Source organism: Flavobacterium lipolyticum (assembly GCF_020905335.1).
GTDB classification, from domain to species: domain Bacteria; phylum Bacteroidota; class Bacteroidia; order Flavobacteriales; family Flavobacteriaceae; genus Flavobacterium; species Flavobacterium lipolyticum.
Genome location: NZ_JAJJMN010000001.1, coordinates 1,554,713 through 1,574,735 on the forward strand (window position 1 = coordinate 1,554,713; position 20,023 = coordinate 1,574,735).

General features: G+C 36.5%; 16 protein-coding genes. 10 read left to right on the forward strand and 6 right to left on the reverse strand.

The annotated features are described in order from the left end of the window. Positions 1-66: 66 nt before the first annotated feature. The gene (gene porZ / locus LNQ34_RS06950; protein ID WP_229999047.1) at positions 67-2,349 is read right to left on the reverse strand and encodes a type IX secretion system anionic LPS delivery protein PorZ; all 2,283 of its coding nucleotides are present in this window, start codon (positions 2,347-2,349) and stop codon (positions 67-69) included. 133 nt (positions 2,350-2,482) lie between these two features. Further along, positions 2,483-3,826, reverse strand: a complete 1,344-nt coding sequence (gene gdhA / locus LNQ34_RS06955) for an NADP-specific glutamate dehydrogenase (protein ID WP_202700608.1) — start codon at positions 3,824-3,826, stop codon at positions 2,483-2,485. A 289-nt stretch (positions 3,827-4,115) separates the two neighbouring features. Between gdhA and LNQ34_RS06960 the strand changes: the two genes are divergently transcribed. Next, positions 4,116-4,898, forward strand: a complete 783-nt coding sequence (locus LNQ34_RS06960) for a THC0290_0291 family protein (RefSeq protein WP_229999048.1) — start codon at positions 4,116-4,118, stop codon at positions 4,896-4,898. A 77-nt stretch (positions 4,899-4,975) separates the two neighbouring features. Here LNQ34_RS06960 and LNQ34_RS06965 read toward each other — a convergent pair whose 3' ends face one another. Continuing rightward, positions 4,976-6,118 (reverse strand): cystathionine gamma-synthase, encoded by a 1,143-nt coding sequence (locus LNQ34_RS06965; protein ID WP_202700562.1) that lies wholly within the window; start codon positions 6,116-6,118, stop codon positions 4,976-4,978. Positions 6,119-6,223: 105 nt separating this feature from the next. Here LNQ34_RS06965 and LNQ34_RS06970 point away from each other — a divergent pair, with 105 nt between their 5' ends. Continuing rightward, the gene (locus LNQ34_RS06970) at positions 6,224-6,967 is read left to right on the forward strand and encodes a DUF3298 and DUF4163 domain-containing protein (RefSeq protein ID WP_229999049.1); all 744 of its coding nucleotides are present in this window, start codon (positions 6,224-6,226) and stop codon (positions 6,965-6,967) included. Between the two features lie 54 nt (positions 6,968-7,021). Here LNQ34_RS06970 and LNQ34_RS06975 read toward each other — a convergent pair whose 3' ends face one another. From LNQ34_RS06975 to LNQ34_RS06985, 3 genes are all read right to left on the reverse strand, one after another. After that, entirely contained in the window at positions 7,022-8,173 is a 1,152-nt protein-coding gene (locus LNQ34_RS06975; protein WP_229999050.1) for an ATP-binding protein, read from the reverse strand. A 486-nt stretch (positions 8,174-8,659) separates the two neighbouring features. Beyond that, entirely contained in the window at positions 8,660-9,415 is a 756-nt protein-coding gene (locus LNQ34_RS06980; RefSeq protein WP_229999051.1) for an SDR family NAD(P)-dependent oxidoreductase, read from the reverse strand. 137 nt (positions 9,416-9,552) lie between these two features. Next, positions 9,553-10,425 carry an aldo/keto reductase gene (locus LNQ34_RS06985; RefSeq protein WP_202700558.1) on the reverse strand — a complete coding sequence of 291 codons (873 nt, stop codon included), beginning with the start codon at positions 10,423-10,425 and terminating at the stop codon, positions 9,553-9,555. Positions 10,426-10,637: 212 nt separating this feature from the next. On the opposite strand from LNQ34_RS06985, the gene LNQ34_RS06990 reads away from it, so the two are divergent. The 8 genes from LNQ34_RS06990 (at position 10,638) to LNQ34_RS07025 (ending at position 19,969) form a co-directional block, all read left to right on the forward strand. After that, positions 10,638-11,642 carry an AAA family ATPase gene (locus LNQ34_RS06990; RefSeq protein WP_017497457.1) on the forward strand — a complete coding sequence of 335 codons (1,005 nt, stop codon included), beginning with the start codon at positions 10,638-10,640 and terminating at the stop codon, positions 11,640-11,642. An 80-nt stretch (positions 11,643-11,722) separates the two neighbouring features. Next, a complete protein-coding gene (locus LNQ34_RS06995; RefSeq protein ID WP_017497456.1) occupies positions 11,723-12,586 on the forward strand; it encodes a DUF58 domain-containing protein in 864 nt (287 codons plus the stop codon). Positions 12,587-12,751: 165 nt separating this feature from the next. Further along, the gene (locus tag LNQ34_RS07000; RefSeq protein ID WP_202700557.1) at positions 12,752-14,386 is read left to right on the forward strand and encodes an EGFR-like transmembrane domain-containing protein; all 1,635 of its coding nucleotides are present in this window, start codon (positions 12,752-12,754) and stop codon (positions 14,384-14,386) included. Continuing rightward, positions 14,386-15,387: a vWA domain-containing protein gene (locus LNQ34_RS07005; protein WP_202700556.1), complete on the forward strand. Its 1,002-nt coding sequence runs from the start codon at positions 14,386-14,388 to the stop codon at positions 15,385-15,387. Before LNQ34_RS07000 ends, LNQ34_RS07005 begins: the two co-directional genes overlap by 1 nt. A gap of 73 nt (positions 15,388-15,460) precedes the next feature. Then, positions 15,461-16,495, forward strand: a complete 1,035-nt coding sequence (locus LNQ34_RS07010; RefSeq protein WP_017497453.1) for a VWA domain-containing protein — start codon at positions 15,461-15,463, stop codon at positions 16,493-16,495. Between the two features lie 42 nt (positions 16,496-16,537). Further along, on the forward strand, positions 16,538-17,311 hold the full coding sequence (locus LNQ34_RS07015; RefSeq protein WP_026110087.1) for a tetratricopeptide repeat protein: 774 nt from the start codon (positions 16,538-16,540) through the stop codon (positions 17,309-17,311). A 98-nt stretch (positions 17,312-17,409) separates the two neighbouring features. Further along, the gene (locus LNQ34_RS07020) at positions 17,410-19,164 is read left to right on the forward strand and encodes a BatD family protein (protein ID WP_202700553.1); all 1,755 of its coding nucleotides are present in this window, start codon (positions 17,410-17,412) and stop codon (positions 19,162-19,164) included. A 58-nt stretch (positions 19,165-19,222) separates the two neighbouring features. Further along, positions 19,223-19,969: a tetratricopeptide repeat protein gene (locus LNQ34_RS07025; RefSeq protein ID WP_229999052.1), complete on the forward strand. Its 747-nt coding sequence runs from the start codon at positions 19,223-19,225 to the stop codon at positions 19,967-19,969. Positions 19,970-20,023: the final 54 nt, after the last annotated feature.

Genomic DNA, 20,023 nt, shown 5'->3' on the forward strand with positions numbered 1-20,023 from the left:
GACTTTTTAGATGTTAAATTCTAATTCTTTCTAATGATCCAACAATCCAACAATCTAAAAATCCAATTATCTAATTATCATTACCTTTTTTACTTTAGTTTCACTTCCATCTTCGGCTGAAATAAAAACCATATAGACCCCTGAAGCTACTTTATACTTTCCGAAAGCAGTGGTATCCCATTCGATTGTTCCGCCTGACGAAGTAGTTTCGTACACTAAATTACCTTCGATGTCTGTAATTTTAATATTGGCTTTATCAATAAGTCCGGCAACTTTTACGGTCCCTGCATAATTAGGACGCACGGGATTTGGATAAACATAAACATTATTCAAATCATCGTTTGCTCCTGTTGCAATTCCTTTAAACGAAATCATTCCTTTGTTGGTTGCAATAAAAACCTCACCGGTAACACTATTGATTTTGACATCGTTTATTACGTTACTTGGCAAAGGCGAATTGTTTATTGTAAAATGATATTTTGTTTCCTGACCGTTTGGTGACACCATAAAAATCCCGGAATCAATTGTACCAATCCATTTATTATTTGCTCCGTCTACTGCGATCGATGTGATAAACTGCTCATAAAGCAGCTCCTGAGCCAGATTATCTTCCATGATTATGATTGGATTTGCCTTTAGCTGGCTCTCTGTTTGAAAACCCCCAACATTTGACAATACTCTCAACCCTTTTGTAGTACCAATCCAAAGCTGACTTTTGGCATCAAGTGCCACAGCCCTCACATCGGCAACCGGCAAATTTCCCACATCAGCTCCAAAAGTCATCTTTTTAAAAGTATTGTTACTCTCGTTAAAAGCAATTACTCCATCATTACTCGTTGCGATCCATTTGGTATTATTTCTATCGACAACAATTCCGGCATAACTGATTGTTTCTGCATCTTTAAGAATTGAAGTTGTCGCATAACTTTGCCATTTTCCGTCGGTTTTCAAAACTTTTAAACCGTTCTTAATTCTGCTGTTAGTGACCCACAAATTCCCCGTTTTATCGAAAACAGTTCCATTAATACGAACATCAATATAGTTGGGCCCTGCAAACGAAATCGATTCTAATCCGCTATTTTTTTCATTGTACAATAAGACCGGGATATCGTTTTCTATTTTCAACAAACCGGAAAAGAAGGAACTTACAAAAACCTGCTTTTCATTACTGGGGTTCGTAATTACCCTTGTCATTGATTTCGCTCCAAAAACCCCTGAGTAAGGAATGTTTAGCCAGCCCGAAGTACTATATTTACTCACTCCATAGCTGTCTAGCTCATACGGATTGTAAAAAGTATCATAATCCCCATACACTGCCCAAAGCGCGTTAGGACTTACATCTAAAGAAAAAATATTATTTCGAACTGGCCCTGATGGTGTATTCTCCTGAAAAGCGGAAGTTCCTGAAAGTGTTGATGAGAACAATCCCTTTTCTTTTGTTCCTATATATATTTGATCTCCAATAACACTAGAACAGGTAAAATTTAGCATATTATCCAAGACCTGTGTATTGGTAACCTGTCGCATCAATACCATTTGATTGTTATACACATAAACAACATCCGGCGTTGTGATTATTAGATTATGATTTACAGCCCGCATGTCAACTGAAGGTTTTGGGAGCTGTAAAAAACCAACAAATGAATTGGAGTTGTATCGGTGTATGAATCCTGCCGAACTTATCGCGACCAGCTCCGAATCTATCGGCTCAATACTACTCCAGTCACCCGCGTTTACCAGACTCCATTGATTAAAATCAATAAGATTGGTATTGGTACTATTGGCTTTTTTAATTCCGCTTGAAGTCGCCGCGTAGAAGAATCCATTAAAATAAGCCGTTTGTCTTACTCGAACTTCAGCCCCATTATCTCCAATAAAATAAGTATCTCCAAATTTGAGGCTAGTTAAATTAAACTGTACAATTCCGAAATCGCAGGAAACATAAATCACGCCATTATACTCCATAAAATGGTTAATTCTTTTCAGGTTGACCGGCAATTGTTTGTTTATGATATCAATAACTTTCAGTATACTGCCATCGGTTTCATTTACCACAATCATTAGTCCGTTTTCGTATCCAATTATGGTTTTCTTAAATCCTTCACTATGGTATAAAGCAGAAATGGTCTGCCCGGAAAGTCCATCGACCGTTGTAGTCATTTTAACTGTGTTCATAGCTGTATTTTTAGAGAAAAGAGCATTCTCTGAAGCTACAAAAACAGTTGTTGAAGATTGTGAGATATCTTTTATTTCGTTAAACGAAAAATACCCCTGCCAGGACAATTTATTCTGAGAGAAACAAAATTGTACTACCAACAAAAGTAAAACATACAAAAACTTTCTTTTCATTGTTTGATAAATTCAGATAGACAAATATACTACAAACGAAAGTATTTGATTTTTGTTCTCCTGCAAATAAAAAATGCCTCCGATTTATCTTAAAAAAGACAAATGGAGGCACTAAAAAACTATAACTAAAAAATTATACTACACCCTGAGCAAGCATAGCATCGGCAACTTTAACAAATCCTGCAATGTTAGCTCCTTTTACGTAGTCAACATAACCTGATTTATCCGAACCGTATTTTACACATGAAGCATGAATTGCTAACATGATTCCTTTTAATCTTTCGTCAACTTCTTCAGAAGACCAGCTTAAACGCAATGAGTTTTGCGACATTTCAAGACCTGAAGTTGCAACACCACCGGCATTAGAAGCTTTTCCAGGAGCGAATAAAATTTTAGCCTCAAGGAAAACAGTAACTGCCTCTGGTGTAGATGGCATATTTGCTCCTTCCGCAACAGCAATACAACCGTTAGCAACTAAAAGCTTAGCTTCATCACCATTCAATTCGTTTTGAGTTGCACATGGTAATGCTACGTCACATTTAACTTCCCATGGACGTTTTCCTTCTACATATTTTGCATTTGGATATTTCGCCACATACTCACTGATTCTTCCTCTAAGCTCATTTTTCAACTCCATTACGAAGGCTAATTTTTCAGCATCGATTCCGTCTGCATCATAAATATATCCTGCAGAATCTGACAATGTAACTACTTTTGCTCCTAATTGAGTTGCTTTTTCAGTTGCGTACTGCGCTACGTTTCCAGAACCTGAAACTGCAACCGTTTTTCCTTTAAAGTCATCTCCTTTAGTTGCCAACATACTTTGAGCAAAATAAACTGCTCCGTAACCTGTAGCCTCCGGACGAATTAATGATCCTCCGAAAGAAATTCCTTTCCCAGTTAAAACTCCGGTGAATTCATTTCTTAATCTTTTGTATTGACCAAACATATATCCTACTTCTCTACCACCTACTCCGATATCTCCGGCAGGAACGTCAGTATCAGCTCCGATATGTTTTGAAAGTTCCGTCATAAAACTTTGACAGAATTTCATGATTTCATTATCTGATTTTCCTTTTGGATCAAAATCAGATCCTCCTTTACCACCACCCATTGGCAATGTGGTTAAGCTGTTTTTGAAAGTCTGCTCGAAAGCCAAAAACTTCAAAATACTTAAGTTAACAGAAGGATGAAAACGCAAACCACCCTTGTAAGGTCCGATTGCGGAGTTCATCTGGATACGATATCCTTTATTAACCTGGATTTCTCCTTTGTCGTTTAACCAATTTACTCTGAACAAGATAACACGTTCAGGTTCTACCATACGCTCTAAAAGCATTTTGTTCTGGTATTTTTTATTTTCTTCAATAAAAGGAATTACCGTTTCGGCAACTTCTAAAACTGCTTGTAAAAACTCTGATTCATTCGGGTTTTTTTGACTAACCGAATCCATAAAAGCGGTAATACTTTGTGACATGATTATTAGATTATTAACATTTAAGAAAACGTTTTCGTTATTTATGACAAAGGTAATCGAAAATGACATTTATTGAATATTTTTTTACGATTCTCTTAAACTTTTATTCATTATACAGTAAATCAAGAAAAAAGATATTTTAGGTTTTGCGTTTTACAGTAAATTACTACCGATATATTTAATATTTTAATATTTTTAATAAATATTCATCAATACAGCTCTTTATACTTCTTAGTTGCTCCTCTTTTTATATATTTGCCGGGATCTGAAACCCCATACCAAATACCACATGCTTAAACCTATAATACTCACGTTTTTTGCCTTTCTAGGCATCTCAACAATATCGACTGCACAATCACTAGCACACGAGGTTGGAATAATATTCGGCCCTGTTCTTTTCCAATCTGATTTTGGCGAAAGAAACAATCTGGATACGACTCTTGGAAATACAGGGGTTGGAGTTGGACTTGTTCATTTTGTCAACTTTTCCACTAACAGCAACAGAGAACGATTCTTTTCTGAACACTTTAAAGTCAGATCAGAACTTTCATTCAACAGAACAAAACTGAATAATTTTGGAGAGTGGACAGAGAAAAAACCCGAAACACTGGGGGTTAGACAACTCAAAGCCATGCAAGGAAAATCGACTGTAATAAGTCTCGGATCCCAACTGGAATTTTCTCCAATGAAAATACATTATTATGAAAATTCTGTAGGTGCTTTCAGCCCTTATGTAAGTTTAGGTTTTTTGGTAAGTTACTATACAACAGAAGTAAGTTCCAGCCTTGGTCAGTTGGGAACTCCTGCAGCTACATTTCCTAAATATCTGACTCCTTCAGATGGCCGTCAATTTGGCTTTTCAAGTGAAAACGGTATCGTTTTATCTGGTACTGCCGGAATAGGTGTTCATTATAAATTAAATGAAATGAGCGATTTGATGTTTGAAACCCGTTTTCAGGCTTTTAATTCCGACTGGGTAGACGGTCTAAATCCGAATAAGAAAATTCACAAAGAAAACAAATCAAACGATGCTCAGATTTGGTTTAATATAGGATATATTCAATACTTATAATTTTAAAAATCCCAAATAAAAAATCCCAAATTCCAAAATAATTCAAATTGGAATTTGGGATTTTTTTATTCATTTTTTTATGCTAAAGCCTGTTCTAAGTCGGCAATTAAGTCTTCGGCATCTTCAATACCAACGCTCAATCGAACTAAGTCATCGGTAATACCCACTTCGGCTCTTTTGTCTGCCGGGATCGATGCATGTGTCATCAAAGCCGGATGATTGGCCAAAGATTCTACTCCACCTAAAGACTCCGCCAAAGTAAAAACTTTCAGCTTCTCTAAAAAGGCAATTGAGTCTTCTTTTTTCCCTGATTTAAAAGTAAAAGATACCATTCCTCCAAAAGCTTTCATTTGCTTCTTGGCAATTTCATGAAAAGGATGACTCTCTAAGCCCGGATAATAAACCGTATTGATCTTAGGGTGTTTGCTTAAATATTCAACCACTTTTTCTCCGTTTTCACAATGTCTCTGTACTCTTAACGAAAGTGTTTTGATTCCTCTTAAAACCAAGAAGCTGTCCATTGGCCCTAATGTTGCTCCGGTCGCAAATTGCTGAAAATGCAGCTGATCTCCTAAAGCTTCATCTTTCACAATTAAAGCTCCTGCAATAACATCTGAGTGTCCTCCTAAATATTTTGTTGCAGAGTGCATTACGATATCAGCACCCAAATCAAGAGGTTTTTGCAAATAAGGAGTTGCGAATGTATTATCAACAGCAAATAAAATATTATTGGCTTTAGTAATTTTGGCTACTTCCTGAATATCTGCTAATTTCATCAACGGATTGGTTGGCGTCTCCACCCAGATCAATTTCGTATTTTCATTGATTAATGATTTCAGTTTTTCGATATCTGTCATATCAACAAAATGAAACTTAATTCCTGAATCTTTATATATTCTGGAGAACATTCTGTAGGTTCCTCCATACAAGTCATCCATTGCGATAATCTCATCACCGGCCTTAAACGATCTCAGAATACAATCGGTAGCAGCCAAACCTGATGAAAAAGCCAATCCACGAGTACCATTTTCAATACTGGCCAAAGCATTTTCTAAAGCTGTACGCGTTGGATTTGAAGCACGACTATACTCATAATCTGCCAATGGTTTACCCGGACTGGTTTGTATAAAAGTTGAAGTTTGATACACCGGAGGCATAACTGCTCCTGTAGCCGGATCATGATGCTGACCCCCATGTATTACTTTAGTATTGAATTTCATATGGTTATAAATTTTAAATCCTTAATTCTGGTACAAATTTACCGTTTAATTTATTTTAATCCTGATACAACTTCTTACCTTTGTATATAATTAACACTTTTTGACATGAAACATTATCCTTTTATACTCTTTTTGCTATTAACGTTTGTAAGCTGCAGCAAAGAACTTTCATTTGAAAATGAGTCATTTGAAAAAGAATCGACAATCCCTTGCGAAAAGGACTGTCCGAAAATAACGATCGACGTTCCTATTGCAAAAAATATTCCTGTTGTTGCCGACAGTATTAATAAAAAAGTTTTCTCTGTGATAAAAGAGATCGTCTATTTTGAAGAAGATCCCAAAAAAGCTAACGACTACAAATCTTTAGCAACCTCTTTTATAGCTTCTTATGAAGAAATGCACAAAAAATTCCCAACAGAAACTTTCGGATGGGAAGCGACCGTAAAAGGGAATGTCGAATTTGAATCTGATGAGATTATCAATATCAAAATTGATCACTATACGTTTACCGGAGGAGCACATGGCTATCAGGGATATCGCTCCTTATTGTTTCATTCCCAAACGGGAAAAACAATTTTTACCGATCAGATCTTTAAAAACGAAAAAGAATTTATGGCTTATGCCGAAAAGGAATTCCGCAAAAAATATAAAATCCCTGAAAAATCAAACATCAATGCAACTGGTCTAATGTTTGAAAATGACAAATTTCACCTGCCACAGAACATTTTTTATACAAAAGAAGGATTGCTCTTATATTACAACTCCTATGAAGCCGCTTCTTATGCCGACGGGCCTAAAGAGCTATTATTTCCGTACGATGAAGTCCGCAAGTATTTAAAGTACCAATAGTTACACGTTTCAAAAATAACCTTAGATTCTCAGAACCTTAGCAACTTAGAACCTCTATTTAGCCCCTTCCTGAACATCGTATTTCATCTTACGCAAAACTCGAAGCGCCTCTTTAAATGACAGGTAAATATTCCCAAAAGGTTTTAAAAGCAGTTTGGCATCAATCAATTTTTGTTTGGCATCCTCAAAACCATTCAGATGACAAATCATAAAAGTAGAGGGCAGATTTTCCAGATCTTTTAATTCACGCGCTGACAAAGCGATCCCTTTCTGAAGTTTTTGGAGTAGCGCGATATTTGAATTGTAAATATGATACAACATTTTCCGATTGAATTCCGGGGGCTGAAAAAGCATTTCACTTTCAATTTTATAATAGCCGTTGTCAAAAAAATGAATGGTTTGCTTCTCCAACGGATAATAACTGGTCTTGTCATTTAAACCCAGCGGAACATATTCTGTTATGGTAAAACTATCTTCATCATACACAATCGTAACCACATCCTGAGCAGAATAAAAAAGCTTAATCTGTTCGTTGATCAGCTCAATATCAACGCGGGACAAGAATGTTTTATCTCTGGATTTTTTAGGAACTCCTGCCCAGCAGATCACAAATAATTCTTTAAAAACATGGTACTTAGGCGACATGTCTTTGTGTCTGAAATTCATAAAATCAATTACCCCGTCAAGTGTGTACTGGATGCTGTTTCTTGAGCTGTTTTCGATCCCGATGACCGTTTCTGTATTTTGATAGTTCTTTTCGACCTCGCCTTCAACAGGAACAGAATTGCTTCCCCGTCGAATAAAAACACTATTAGCAAGAATGGTATGAATTCCTTTTTTAAAATACGAGATTTTACTTTTGGGCTTAATCGTTACCAATCCGATTACTTTATCTTTTGGAAGATTTGGGAACGGTACATTCTCGTATTGAATTTTAGGCGGATTTTCTAAAAAGGCGTTCACGAGATTCTGGATTCGGCTGTCATCAAAAAAATCATCCCCAACGATTTCGTTGTCGTGATCTTCCACCCCCACCACGATATAAGAATTATTGGTCGGGTTGGAATTGGATAAGGCACAGATATGTTTCAGGAATTTCCCCTTTCCTTCCCGCGAATGCAGATTCAATTGCCTTTTCTTATCATAAAAACTGCTCTCGTCATTATGAGCGAGCAGGTTTTTTATTAAAAGGCGCTTGTTGATCATTTTTTTTTAGATTGTTGGATTATTCGAGTTTTAGATTGTTGGATTACTGCTTAGTCTAAAGATCTAATAATCCAACAATCTAAGAAGCCGAAATTGCTAGACTTCTGAGACCTCTAAATTAATCTAAAATTTTAAGAAGTCCGTAAACTCTATTTTAAGATTACTGATTTAGTATCTAAAAAAATCTAAGAAGTCTAAGCTAGTCTAAAAATCTAAGAATCCAATAATCGAACATTCTAAGAAGTCTAAGCCAGTCTAAAAATCTAAGAATCCAATAATCTAACATTCTAAGAAGTCTAAGCTAGTCTAAAAATCTAAGAATCCAATAATCTAACATTCTAAGAAGTCTAAGCTAGTCTAAAAATCTAAGAATCCAATAATCTAACATTCTAAGAAGTCTAAGCCAGTCTAAAAACCTAAGAATCCAATAATCGAACATTCTAAGAAGTCTAAGCTAGTCTAAAAATCTAAGCCAGTCTAAGAGGTCTAAGAATCTTTCTTAACAATTGTCGACGAGGCTTGTGCCGTACTCATGACCACTAAATCGGCAATATTAACGTGGTACGGTCTTGAAACTACAAAATGAATAATATCGGCGATATCTTCTGCTTGTAGCGGATCGAAACCTTTGTATACATTTGAAGCTCTCTCAGTATCTCCCTTAAAACGCACTTCACTAAATTCGGTTGCGACCATCCCGGGATGAATTCCTCCAACTCTAATTCCGAAAGGATTTAAGTCGATTCGCATTCCGGCTGTAATCGCATCAACGGCATGTTTACTTCCGCAATACACATTTCCGTTCGGATACACTTCCTTTGCGGCTGTTGAACCAATGTTTATAATATGGCCTGATTTTTTGGCTGTCATTTTCGGAATCACCGCTTTTGAAACGTACAAAAGTCCTTTGACATTGATATCAATCATAGCATCCCAATCGTCTAAATCACCGGTTTGAATCGGATCTAAACCATGAGCATTTCCGGCATTATTGATCAAAATATCAATATCTGAAAAGGATGTAGGAAGAGAAGCAATTTTTTCAAGAACATCCTTTTTATCCCGAACATCAAATGCTAAAGAATGTACTTCCGTAAACTCCGAAAGTTCTTTTTCAAGTTCGTTTAAGCGATCCGTACGTCTTCCGCAAAGGATCACTTTAAAATTGTTTTTGGCCAGTATTTGCGCAGTTGCTTTTCCAATTCCGCTTGTGGCCCCAGTAATTAAAACTGTTTTTTTCATTGTATATTTTTATTTTTTTACCACAGATTAAAAGATTTTCACAGATTAATCAATCATCTATAATCCGTTAATCTGTGGCAAAATATTTTTAGCATTTTCCCTGAATACTCAAAACTGCGACTGAAAACTTAAAAAAATTAAGCAACATCATCGCCCATACTTTCTGTCCAGATCGCAAACCAGTCTTCCTTATCCATTTCCAATTCCACTGCTTTCATCAACGACTGAATTCTGGCAATATTAACCGTTCCCGCAATCGGAATTACCTGAGCAGGATGTTTTAAAATCCAGGCTAATAAAAGTGTATCCGAACCAAATCCGTATTTCTTCACTAAATCCGAAAACAGCTTTTTCAAACGACGTGTTTTTTTAGTGTCTTCTCTAAAAACCGTTCCAAGCGGATTCCATGACAACGGACGAATCCCGTGAGTCTGCATATAATCGAAACTTCCGTCAACCATCGGCTCGAAATTCGTTGCTGAAAATTGCACCTGATTATAGCTTACTTCTGTTTTCTGACGAATCAATTCGGTTTGAGAACTTGTAAAATTCGAAAGTCCGAAATCAATAATTTTCCCTTCTGATTTTAACTTTTCAACGGCTTCCGCAATTTCATCGGCCTGCATCAACGGACTAGGTCTGTGCAGTAAAAAAACGTCCACATAATCTGTCTTTAATTTCTTTAGCGATTCTTCAACAGACCATATAATATATTCTTTCGAGTAGTCGTAATGTTTGATTGTATTTTTACGGCTTTCGGCAATCATCTGAATACCGCATTTGGTGATTAGTTGTAATTTTTCACGCGAAATTTTACTGGCCTGAAATGCTTTTCCAAAATCCGCTTCAGTAGTATAAGCTCCGTAAATATCAGCGTGATCAAAAGTAGTAATTTTGTTTTCGATACAGATCTGTATCATGTTTTCCATTTCTTTAAGCGTTAGGTTTTTATCCCATACACCCCAATTCATAGTGCCCGAAATAATAGGCGATAATGCTGTTTTACTCATGGTTTTATTGCGTTATTTTTGGTAATAAATATGCTTTTCTGAAGCATAATCACCAAAGTTCTTAAAAATATAAAAATAGATTCCCAATTCGTCCTTAAAATTAGGTCTTTGGTCGAAGTTTTAACCATTTTTTAACATCTTACTTCTCAAAAAATATTCAATTTGCACTCTCAAAAGTTAGGCATAAAAATCAAGGTTTTAAAAATATTTATATGGAAGAAAATACAACGACTTTAGACATTAGAGCGATAAATGAGAAAATTGAAAGAGAAAGTGCTTTTATAGACCTTCTTACAATGGAAATGAACAAAGTTATTGTGGGCCAGAAACATATGGTCGAGCGTTTACTAATCGGACTTTTAGGACAAGGGCACATTTTGCTTGAAGGTGTTCCGGGATTAGCCAAAACTTTAGCGATTAATACTTTGTCGCAAGCCGTTCAGGGATCGTTCAGCCGTATCCAGTTTACTCCTGACTTATTACCTGCCGATGTTATTGGAACAATGATTTACAACATCAAAGCCAACGAATTCTCCATTAAAAAAGGACCAATCTTCGCTAATTTTGTTCTTGCAGATGAGATTAACCGTGCTCCGGCAAAAGTACAATCGGCACTTTTAGAGGCGATGCAGGAAAAGCAGGTTACCATTGGCGATACCACTTTCAAATTAGATCGTCCGTTTTTAGTTCTTGCTACCCAAAACCCGGTGGAGCAGGAAGGAACTTATCAGCTTCCTGAAGCACAGGTCGATCGTTTTATGCTTAAAACTGTAATTGATTATCCAAAAATTGACGAAGAGCGCTTCGTAATTCGTCAAAACTTAAAAGGAAGTTACGAAAAAGTAAATCCTGTCGTTTCTGTAGAGCAAATTTTGCGTGCGCAAGAAGCTGTTCGTGAAGTTTACATGGACGAAAAAATCGAAAAATACATCTTAGATATCATCTTTGCTACCCGTTATCCGGAAAAATACAAGCTTGCCGACTTAAAACCTCTTATCAGCTTTGGAGCATCACCACGTGGAAGTATCAATTTAGCTAACGCAGCAAAATGTTACGCTTTCATCAAACGTCGTGGTTATGTAATTCCTGAAGATGTTCGTGCAGTAGTACATGATGTTCTGCGTCACAGAGTGGGTATCACTTATGAGGCTGAAGCCGAAAACATTACTTCTGTAGACATTATCAACAAAATCGTAAACGAGATTGAGGTACCTTAAAAATTTGTTTCAAGTTTCAGGTTTCAGGTTGTTGCAAGACTAACTTGAAACTTTTAAACTTTAAACTTTAAACAAATAAAATGGATACAAAAGAGCTTTTAAAAAAAGTACGGAAAATAGAAATCAAAACCAAAAGACTGAGTAATCATATCTTTTCAGGAGAATACCACTCTTCCTTTAAAGGACGAGGAATGACTTTTAGTGAAGTACGTCAATACCAATATGGCGATGATATTCGTAACATCGATTGGAATGTAACGGCGCGCTACAACGAAGCTCACGTAAAAGTTTTTGAAGAAGAGCGTGAGCTAACCATGGTTTTAATGGTAGACATCTCAGGCTCTGAAGGTTTTGGATCAAAAAGTCAGTTTAAAAAAGACATCGTCACCGAAATTGCGGCAACGATGGCTTTTTCGGCTACACAAAATAATGATAAAATTGGTTTAATATTATTCTCTGACAATGTAGAGTTGTATATTCCCCCAAAAAAAGGACGTTCTCATGTACTCCGAATCATTCGCGAGTTAATTGAATTTGAACCAAAGAGTCACAAAACCGATATTTCGCAAGCTTTGAAATTCCTGTCCGGAACACAAAAAAAGAAAGCGATCGTTTTTATGATTTCCGATTTCATGGCCGAAAATTATGAGCAGACTTTAAAAATTGCTTCTAAAAAACATGACATCACCGGGGTACGTGTGTACGATATCCGCGAGGAAAAAATTCCGAATTTAGGAATGGTAAGTATGCTCGATGCCGAAACAGGAAAAATTCAATTGGTAAATACCGGCTCAAAAACAGTACGACTGAATTACGAAAAACACTATCAGGACAGAGTGAATTATTTCAAGGATATTTTTAGTAAATCGGGAGCTGGTGTCGTAAATACAAGAGTCGACGAAAATTACGTGACCAAATTATTAGGTTATTTCAAATCAAGATGATCTTAGATTGTTAGACTTCTTAGAATATTAGACTTCTTAGATTGTCAGACTGTTAGATTATACGAATTATAAAGTCTTTAGATAAAAAAATCCGTTTAAATCTGTGTCATCCATGTTCCATTTTTAAGCATTCATTTTAGACCAAAATCTGAAATCAAAAACCAAATGAAATTAAAATTTTACATATTTTTATTTTTACTTTCCTCAGCTGTTTTTGCGCAACAAAAACAAGTTGAGACAAGTATTGATACTACAAAAAATAAAATTGGTGCCGAGTTTAAACTCACTCTTAAAACAGTTGTAAGTTCAAAATCTAAGGTTGTTTTTCCTAAACTAAAAAACATTGGTCCTTTAGAGGTTATTCAATCCTATCCTATCGACACTGTCAAGAAAAATGACACTTACGAACTGATTAAAAAATACGGATTAACCCAATTTGATTCCGGAAAATATACCATTCCGTCTATTAAAATTTTAATTGACAAGAAACCATATGCAACAGATTCTATTCGCGTTGAAGTGGCCAATGTAAAAGTCGATACGTTACAGCAAAAAATGTACGACATCAAAGACATTACTCCCGCAGACAATGGGATTGGTAACTGGTGGATTTACGTTTTGATTCTGATTGTAATTCTTGCCATCGGAGCGTTTGTTTATTGGTATGTTAAGAAACATCAAAAGAAAAAGATAGAAGAGGAAGTCTACAAAACTCCTATAGAAAAAGCGACAAGTTTGTTGAACAATCTGGAGCAGAAAGAACTGGTACAAAAAGGAGAAATAAAAGAATACTACAGTGAATTGACGGATATTGCCCGAAACTACATCGAAGAGGCAATTCATATTCCGGCAATGGAAAGCACCACTTCTGAATTGATTCAGGCCATCAGAACCGCTTCTACCAAAAAGAAGATGACTTTAACACCGGAAACCGTTGAAAACTTAGAACGTGTTTTACGTCAGGCGGATTTAGTGAAATTTGCGAAATCTAAACCCTTAGAGTTTGAAATCACAGAAGACCGAAATAAAATTCAGAAAGTAATCCTGACACTTGATAATGCTATTCCAACCGAAGTACCGGCAGAAGAAGAGGATCAATTGTTGAACGAAGCACAAAAACAAAAACAGATAAAACTTCAGTTGTTAAAGAAACGCAACAAACGTATTGCGATCTCAGTAGGATCTGTTTTATTTTTACTGATTGCCACTACCGCCTTCTTTATCGTTACAAAAGGTTTTAACTATGTAAAAGATAATGTAATCGGACATCCTTCGAAAGAATTATTAGAAGGAGAATGGGTAAAAAGTGAGTACGGAAATCCGGGCATCCTGATTGAAACTCCAAAGGTTTTAAAACGTATGGATACTCAAAAAGTCCTTCCGAAAGAAACTATGGCCCTCATCAAAGAAATGCAGCTTTTCGCTTACGGAAGCATGGTTGGAAACTTCTACGTAACCGTTTCTACCAGCAAGTTTAAGAATCCTGTAGAGCTTGACTTAGCCAAAGCATTAGAAGGTTCTTTAAAAGTTATTGAAGCTCAGGGCGGACAAAATATTATTGTAAAACAAGAAGATTTTCAAACCAATGAAGGCGTTCAGGGACTAAAAGGATACGGAACCATGACCGTTTTCAATCCTATTGACAAGACAAGTGCAAAAGCATATTATGAACTCTTACTTTTTAAACAAGATCAGGGATTACAACAGATCTTGATTTTACACGAAGAAGGAGATACCTATGCCAATGATATTACAACCAGAATATTAAATTCTGTAGAACTTAGAAAAGCGAGTAACTAATGGATAAGATAACTTTTTTAAATCCGGAATTTTTTTGGTTGTTTCTGTTAATCCCCATTGCGATCGCTTGGTTTTTCTGGAAACGCAACCAGCAATCGGCGACTTTAAAAATGAGTTCAACTCAGGGTTTCAAAAACAGCGAATCGCTATTGACCAAATTAAAACCTTGTTTGTATGTTTTCAGGATTATCGCTTTAAGCTCTTTAATCATTGCATTGGCAAGACCAAGAACGGTTGACATCAGCAATCAGACCAAGACCACGAAAGGGATTGATATTGTAATGGCAATTGACGTTTCGGGTAGTATGCTTGCCAAAGATTTAAAGCCAAACCGTATGGAAGCTTTAAAAAGAGTGGCAGCAGATTTTGTTGGGGAAAGACCTAACGACAGAATCGGATTGGTTTTATATGCCTCAGAAGCTTATACCAAAACTCCCGTTACAAGCGATAAAGCTATTATTCTAGAAGCGATCAAAGGAATTAAATACGACACGGTGCTGCAAGACGGAACGGGAATTGGAATGGGATTGGCAACAGCCGTAAACCGTCTAAAAGACAGTAAGGCAAAAAGTCGTGTGATTATTTTAATGACTGATGGGGTGAACAATGCCGGTTTTATTGAGCCTGAAACAGCTTCAGACATTGCAAAACAATACGGAATAAAAGTATACACGATCGGAATTGGTACCAACGGAATGGCTCCGTCGCCATACGCCTACGCACCAAACGGAGGTTTCCTGTTTAAAATGCAAAAAGTAGAAATCGACGAGCAATTGATGAAAAGTATTGCCCGAAAAACAGACGGAACCTACTTCAGAGCAACCAGTAACGATCGATTAGCCGAAATATACAGTGCCATCAATAAACTCGAAACTACCGAAATACAGGAACTAAAATTCTACGATTACGACGAAAAGTACCGAATATTTGTTTTACTTGCCGCCTTTTTGTTAGTATTGGAAGTAGGATTAAGAAATACAGTTTACAGAAGCTTTATATAATATTTTAGTCGCAGTCACAGTTTTCCCTTTACAGCTGAAAACTGTGACTGCGACTGAGAACTAGAATTAAAAAATGGAATTAGACGAAAAAAAATATTTATACCTTTTATTCTTACTCCCAATTGTGGCGTGCATTTTCCTTTTCAATATGTATTGGAAAAAGAAAAAACAACGTGAATTTGGTGATCTTGAAATGGTAAAAAGACTGAGCCCGGAACGCTCTGTTTTTAAACCTGTCCTAAAATTATCGGTATTGCTTTTGGCACTTGCCTGTTTAATTATCGGATTGGTAAATCCGAAGATTGGGACTAAAATGGAAACCGTAAAACGGGAAGGAATCGATATTGTTTTTGCCGTTGACGTTTCAAAAAGTATGCTTGCCGAAGATGTGGCACCAAGCCGTTTAGAGAAAAGTAAACAGCTGGTTTCTCAAATCATCAACAATTTAGGAAGTGACCGAATCGGAATCGTAGCCTATGCCGGAAGCGCCTTTCCGGTTTTACCAATTACTTCCGATTATAGTGTTGCCAAAATGTTCCTGCAAAGCATGACTCCCGACATGGTTTCTTCACAAGGAACTTCTTTAGACGAGGCCATCAGACTTTCTTCTACTTATTTTGACGAAAAAAGCAAAACCAGTAAATTACTGATTCTGATTTCCGATGGAGAAGACCACTCTGAAGGCGCTACAGCTGCTGCAGAAGAAGCCAACAAAATGGGAATGAAAATCATTACCATTGGTGTTGGAACTGAAAAAGGAGGTACCATTCCTTTAAAAGAAAACGGCGTAGTCAGAGGTTATCAAAAAGACCAAAACGGGCAAACCGTTACCACAAAATTAAATCAGGAAGATTTAAAAAATATTGCAAAAGCGACCAAAGGTGGCTATGTTTACGGCGGAAATACCAAAGAAGTGCTGGAATACATCAAGAATGCCCTAAATAACATTCAAAAAACAGAATTCGAAGCAACTCAAATGGCCGATTTTCAATCGCAATTTCAGTGGTTCATCGGATTTGCTTTTCTGTTGTTGTTTTTAGACATTTTCCTTTTGGAAAGAAAAACAAACTGGATTAAAGAGTTGAATTTATTTAACGAAAAGAAATAATTGTTTCCCATAAAACCGGAAACAAAACATAAAAAAATTAGAATGAAAAATTTACTTCTTTATATTTTACTCACATTTTCTTTAGCAGTTTCTGCTCAGGAGAAAGACAAAACATTGCCTGAGGCCAATGAAGAATATAAGCAGAATAAATTTACGGACGCAGAAGCCAATTACAGAATTTCAGAATCAAAATTCCCAAAACGTACTGCTGCTCCTTATAATCTGGGAAACACTATATACAAACAGAATCAGGTTTCTGAGGCTAAGTTTGCTTATGCTAAAGCGATAAAAAATGCTAAAGCAAGACCTGATAAACACAAGGCATTTCACAATTTAGGGAATGTTTTTATGAAAGAGAAAAATTATACACAGGCCGTTGAAGCTTACAAAGAAGCTTTGCGTAACGATCCTACCGATGATGAGACCCGTTACAATTATGCTTTGGCAAAACAGAAACTAAAAGAAAATCCTCCGAAAAACGACAAAAACAAGGACAAGGATAAAGATAAAAAGAACGACAAAAAAGACGATCAGAAAAAAGACGGCGACAACAAAGACAAAAAGGACGGAAAAGACGATCAGAAAAAAGACGACAAAGGCGATAAAGACAAGGATAAAAAAGACGGTAAAAATGACCCTAAGAAAGATGACAAATCAGACAACAAAGGGGAGCCAAAACCAATGCCTGGAGGGATATCTAAAGAAAGAGTTCAGAATTTACTGGATGCCGTGAACAACGAAGAAAAGAAAATTCAGGACAAAGTCAACGCTCAAAAAGTAAAAGGTAACCCGAAAAAAACAGAAAAAGACTGGTAGATCGATTGTTTATAGTTTATTGTTCGTAGTTATTAAACCAACAATAAACCAAAAACGGCAAACGACAAACCATAAACAACAAACCGATTAAACAAGTAATGAAAAGATATTTAATTCTATTACTATTCACTTTTCAGGGACTTATGGCTCAAGTTCAATTTGAAGCCAGAGTAAGCAAGAATACGCTTGGAGTAAACGAAAGGCTTCGTATCGACTTCATCATGAATGTTGATGGGGACAACTTTGACCAGCCTTCTTTTGATGGTTTTAAAATTGTAGCCGGACCAAGCCAGCAAATCAGTCAATCCTGGATTAATGGAAGAAGTTCTTTTCAAAAAATCTATTCCTATATCTTACAGCCCGACCACAAAGGGACTGTAACAATCAAACAAGCTGCTATTGAATACAATGGTCAGATCTATAAAACGGCACCTTTAAAAATTGTGGTAACCAATGCCGTTGCACAGGAAAGAGATCCTAATGACAGACCTCAAGGATCAAGTACAGGTGATGAAATGCTACACCTTGTGGCCGAAATTTCAAAAACAAATCCGTATCTGAATGAACCTATAACTGTTGTTTACAAACTGTATTTCAACTATATCAATGTGACCGGTTTCAAAGAGTTGGCTAAACCTAAATACAATGACTTCTGGAATCAGAATATCGATATCAAACAACTTGCTGTTGAACAGGGAAGTTATCAAGGGCAAAGATGTTATTATGTAGTCTTGAAAAAGACCATTTTGTATCCACAAAAATCAGGAAGACTTACCATTGAACCACTTTCACTGGACATAGGCGTGCAATTGCCTACCAACCGTCGTGATATGTTCGGTCAGATGATTGTAAGCGACGACAATAAAGTAGTTTCGGCCGGAGCCAAAACAATCAACGTACGACCTTTACCGGAAGCTACCAAACCTGAAGGCTTTGGCGGTGCTGTGGGTAAATTTAATTTTACGGTTACCCCTTCTAAAACGACCTTGAAGAGCGGAGAAAGTCTTGACCTGTTTGTGAGCGCAGCCGGGAACGGAAACATGAAATTGTTTACTTTGCCAAAACCTGTCGTTCCTAATGCCTTAGAGATGTATGATCCGGTTCACGATGAAAAAGTAACCACTTCACTTTCGGGAATGTCCGGAAAAATAAGCGACAAGTACACCATTATTCCGCAATACAAAGGAAAATATGCCATCAAACCCATGCAGTTTTCTTATTTTGATTTGAGCACAGGTTCCTACAAAACGATCACTTCACAGGAAATCATGATTGACGTTTTAGACGGCCCAATGCCATCGGCAGCAAATACCCCTGCACATGCAGCTACAAATACAATTGCAAAAACGGAACAGTTCAAGTACATCAAACCTAAAACCACTTTGGTTTCGATCGCTAAAAATGATTTTTACGGTTCTAATTTATATTACACGCTATTGTTCCTGCCTTTCGTAATTCTGCCAATCATTATTCTGGCTAAGAAAAGAAAAGAAGCAATTGACGGCGACGTTACCGGAAACCGTATTAAAATGAACAATAAGCTGGCGAAGAAATATCTATCTGAAGCTAAAAAACAACTTAACAACAAAGAACCGTTTTATATTGCTCTGGAAAAAGCGATGCACAATTTCCTAAAAGCGAAACTGCATATCGAAACTTCAGAAATGAGCAAAGATAATATTAGCGAACTGTTATTGTCCCGAAATGCCAGCCCGGAATCGGTTCAAAGTTTTATTAATCTGACTGAAAACTGTGAATTTGCAAGATATGCTCCGGCATCCAGCACATCAATCCAACAGGATTTTGACAAAGCTGTTCTGATCATTTCGGACTTAGAGAAACAAATCGTTTAAACTTAAAAAATCAAACCCGACAAGTTTTAAAAAACCTGTCGGGTTTAACGACAATAAGATGAAAAATATAGTATATCTTTTTTTACTAATCACTCAGATTTTCTTTGCTCAAAGCAGCTTTGAAAAAGGAAATGCGCTGTATCAAAAAGGGCAATATCAGCAAGCGGTTGATGTTTATGAAAGTATTCTCAAAGAAGACAAACAGCAATCGGCAGAATTGTATTTTAATTTAGGGAACAGTTACTATAAATTAAACAAAGTAGCTCCTTCGATCTATAATTATGAAAAGGCACTGGTTTTAAAACCACATGATCCGGAGACCCTAAACAACTTAAAATTTGCCAAAAAGCTAACCATCGATGAAATTAAAGAAGTCCCAAAAGTAGGTTTTGCAAAACTGATTCAGAATTTTACCGGAATCTTCGATTATAATACCTGGGCAATAATTTCTATCGCAATCGCATTTGCTTTCTTACTGACTTTTATCGGCTATTACTTCTCACAGCTTACGCTCTCGAAAAGAATTTATTTCATTGGAATGTTTGTTCTTTTGATCGCTTTGCTTTTAAGTGTTTCGGCAGGGATGTCTGAAAAAAATCATTTTGACAACGACCGTCCTGCAATTGTTTTTGCCGAATTAAGTGAAGTTCGCAGCGAACCTCAGAAATCAGGTTCTGCCATTATTTTACTGCACGAAGGAGCCAAAGTATATGTTTTGGAAACTGTTGGAGGCTGGAAAAAAATAGAATTAACTGATGGAACGGAAGGCTGGATGGATGCCTCTACCATTCGGGAAGTAAAATAAATATTCAAAAAAAATCAAATAAAAAAATCCCAAACACCCCTCTTAAAATGGTGT

What these genes read in the sequence shown, in the direction of transcription:
- porZ (WP_229999047.1), bottom strand. Translation starts at nt 2,349, where the DNA reads ATGAAAAGAAAGTTTTTGTATGTTTTACTTTTGTTGGTAGTACAATTT.
- gdhA (WP_202700608.1), bottom strand. Translation starts at nt 3,826, where the DNA reads ATGTCACAAAGTATTACCGCTTTTATGGATTCGGTTAGTCAAAAAAAC.
- LNQ34_RS06960 (WP_229999048.1), top strand. Translation starts at nt 4,116, where the DNA reads ATGCTTAAACCTATAATACTCACGTTTTTTGCCTTTCTAGGCATCTCA.
- LNQ34_RS06965 (WP_202700562.1), bottom strand. Translation starts at nt 6,118, where the DNA reads ATGAAATTCAATACTAAAGTAATACATGGGGGTCAGCATCATGATCCG.
- LNQ34_RS06970 (WP_229999049.1), top strand. Translation starts at nt 6,224, where the DNA reads ATGAAACATTATCCTTTTATACTCTTTTTGCTATTAACGTTTGTAAGC.
- LNQ34_RS06975 (WP_229999050.1), bottom strand. Translation starts at nt 8,173, where the DNA reads ATGATCAACAAGCGCCTTTTAATAAAAAACCTGCTCGCTCATAATGAC.
- LNQ34_RS06980 (WP_229999051.1), bottom strand. Translation starts at nt 9,415, where the DNA reads ATGAAAAAAACAGTTTTAATTACTGGGGCCACAAGCGGAATTGGAAAA.
- LNQ34_RS06985 (WP_202700558.1), bottom strand. Translation starts at nt 10,425, where the DNA reads ATGAGTAAAACAGCATTATCGCCTATTATTTCGGGCACTATGAATTGG.
- LNQ34_RS06990 (WP_017497457.1), top strand. Translation starts at nt 10,638, where the DNA reads ATGGAAGAAAATACAACGACTTTAGACATTAGAGCGATAAATGAGAAA.
- LNQ34_RS06995 (WP_017497456.1), top strand. Translation starts at nt 11,723, where the DNA reads ATGGATACAAAAGAGCTTTTAAAAAAAGTACGGAAAATAGAAATCAAA.
- LNQ34_RS07000 (WP_202700557.1), top strand. Translation starts at nt 12,752, where the DNA reads ATGAAATTAAAATTTTACATATTTTTATTTTTACTTTCCTCAGCTGTT.
- LNQ34_RS07005 (WP_202700556.1), top strand. Translation starts at nt 14,386, where the DNA reads ATGGATAAGATAACTTTTTTAAATCCGGAATTTTTTTGGTTGTTTCTG.
- LNQ34_RS07010 (WP_017497453.1), top strand. Translation starts at nt 15,461, where the DNA reads ATGGAATTAGACGAAAAAAAATATTTATACCTTTTATTCTTACTCCCA.
- LNQ34_RS07015 (WP_026110087.1), top strand. Translation starts at nt 16,538, where the DNA reads ATGAAAAATTTACTTCTTTATATTTTACTCACATTTTCTTTAGCAGTT.
- LNQ34_RS07020 (WP_202700553.1), top strand. Translation starts at nt 17,410, where the DNA reads ATGAAAAGATATTTAATTCTATTACTATTCACTTTTCAGGGACTTATG.
- LNQ34_RS07025 (WP_229999052.1), top strand. Translation starts at nt 19,223, where the DNA reads ATGAAAAATATAGTATATCTTTTTTTACTAATCACTCAGATTTTCTTT.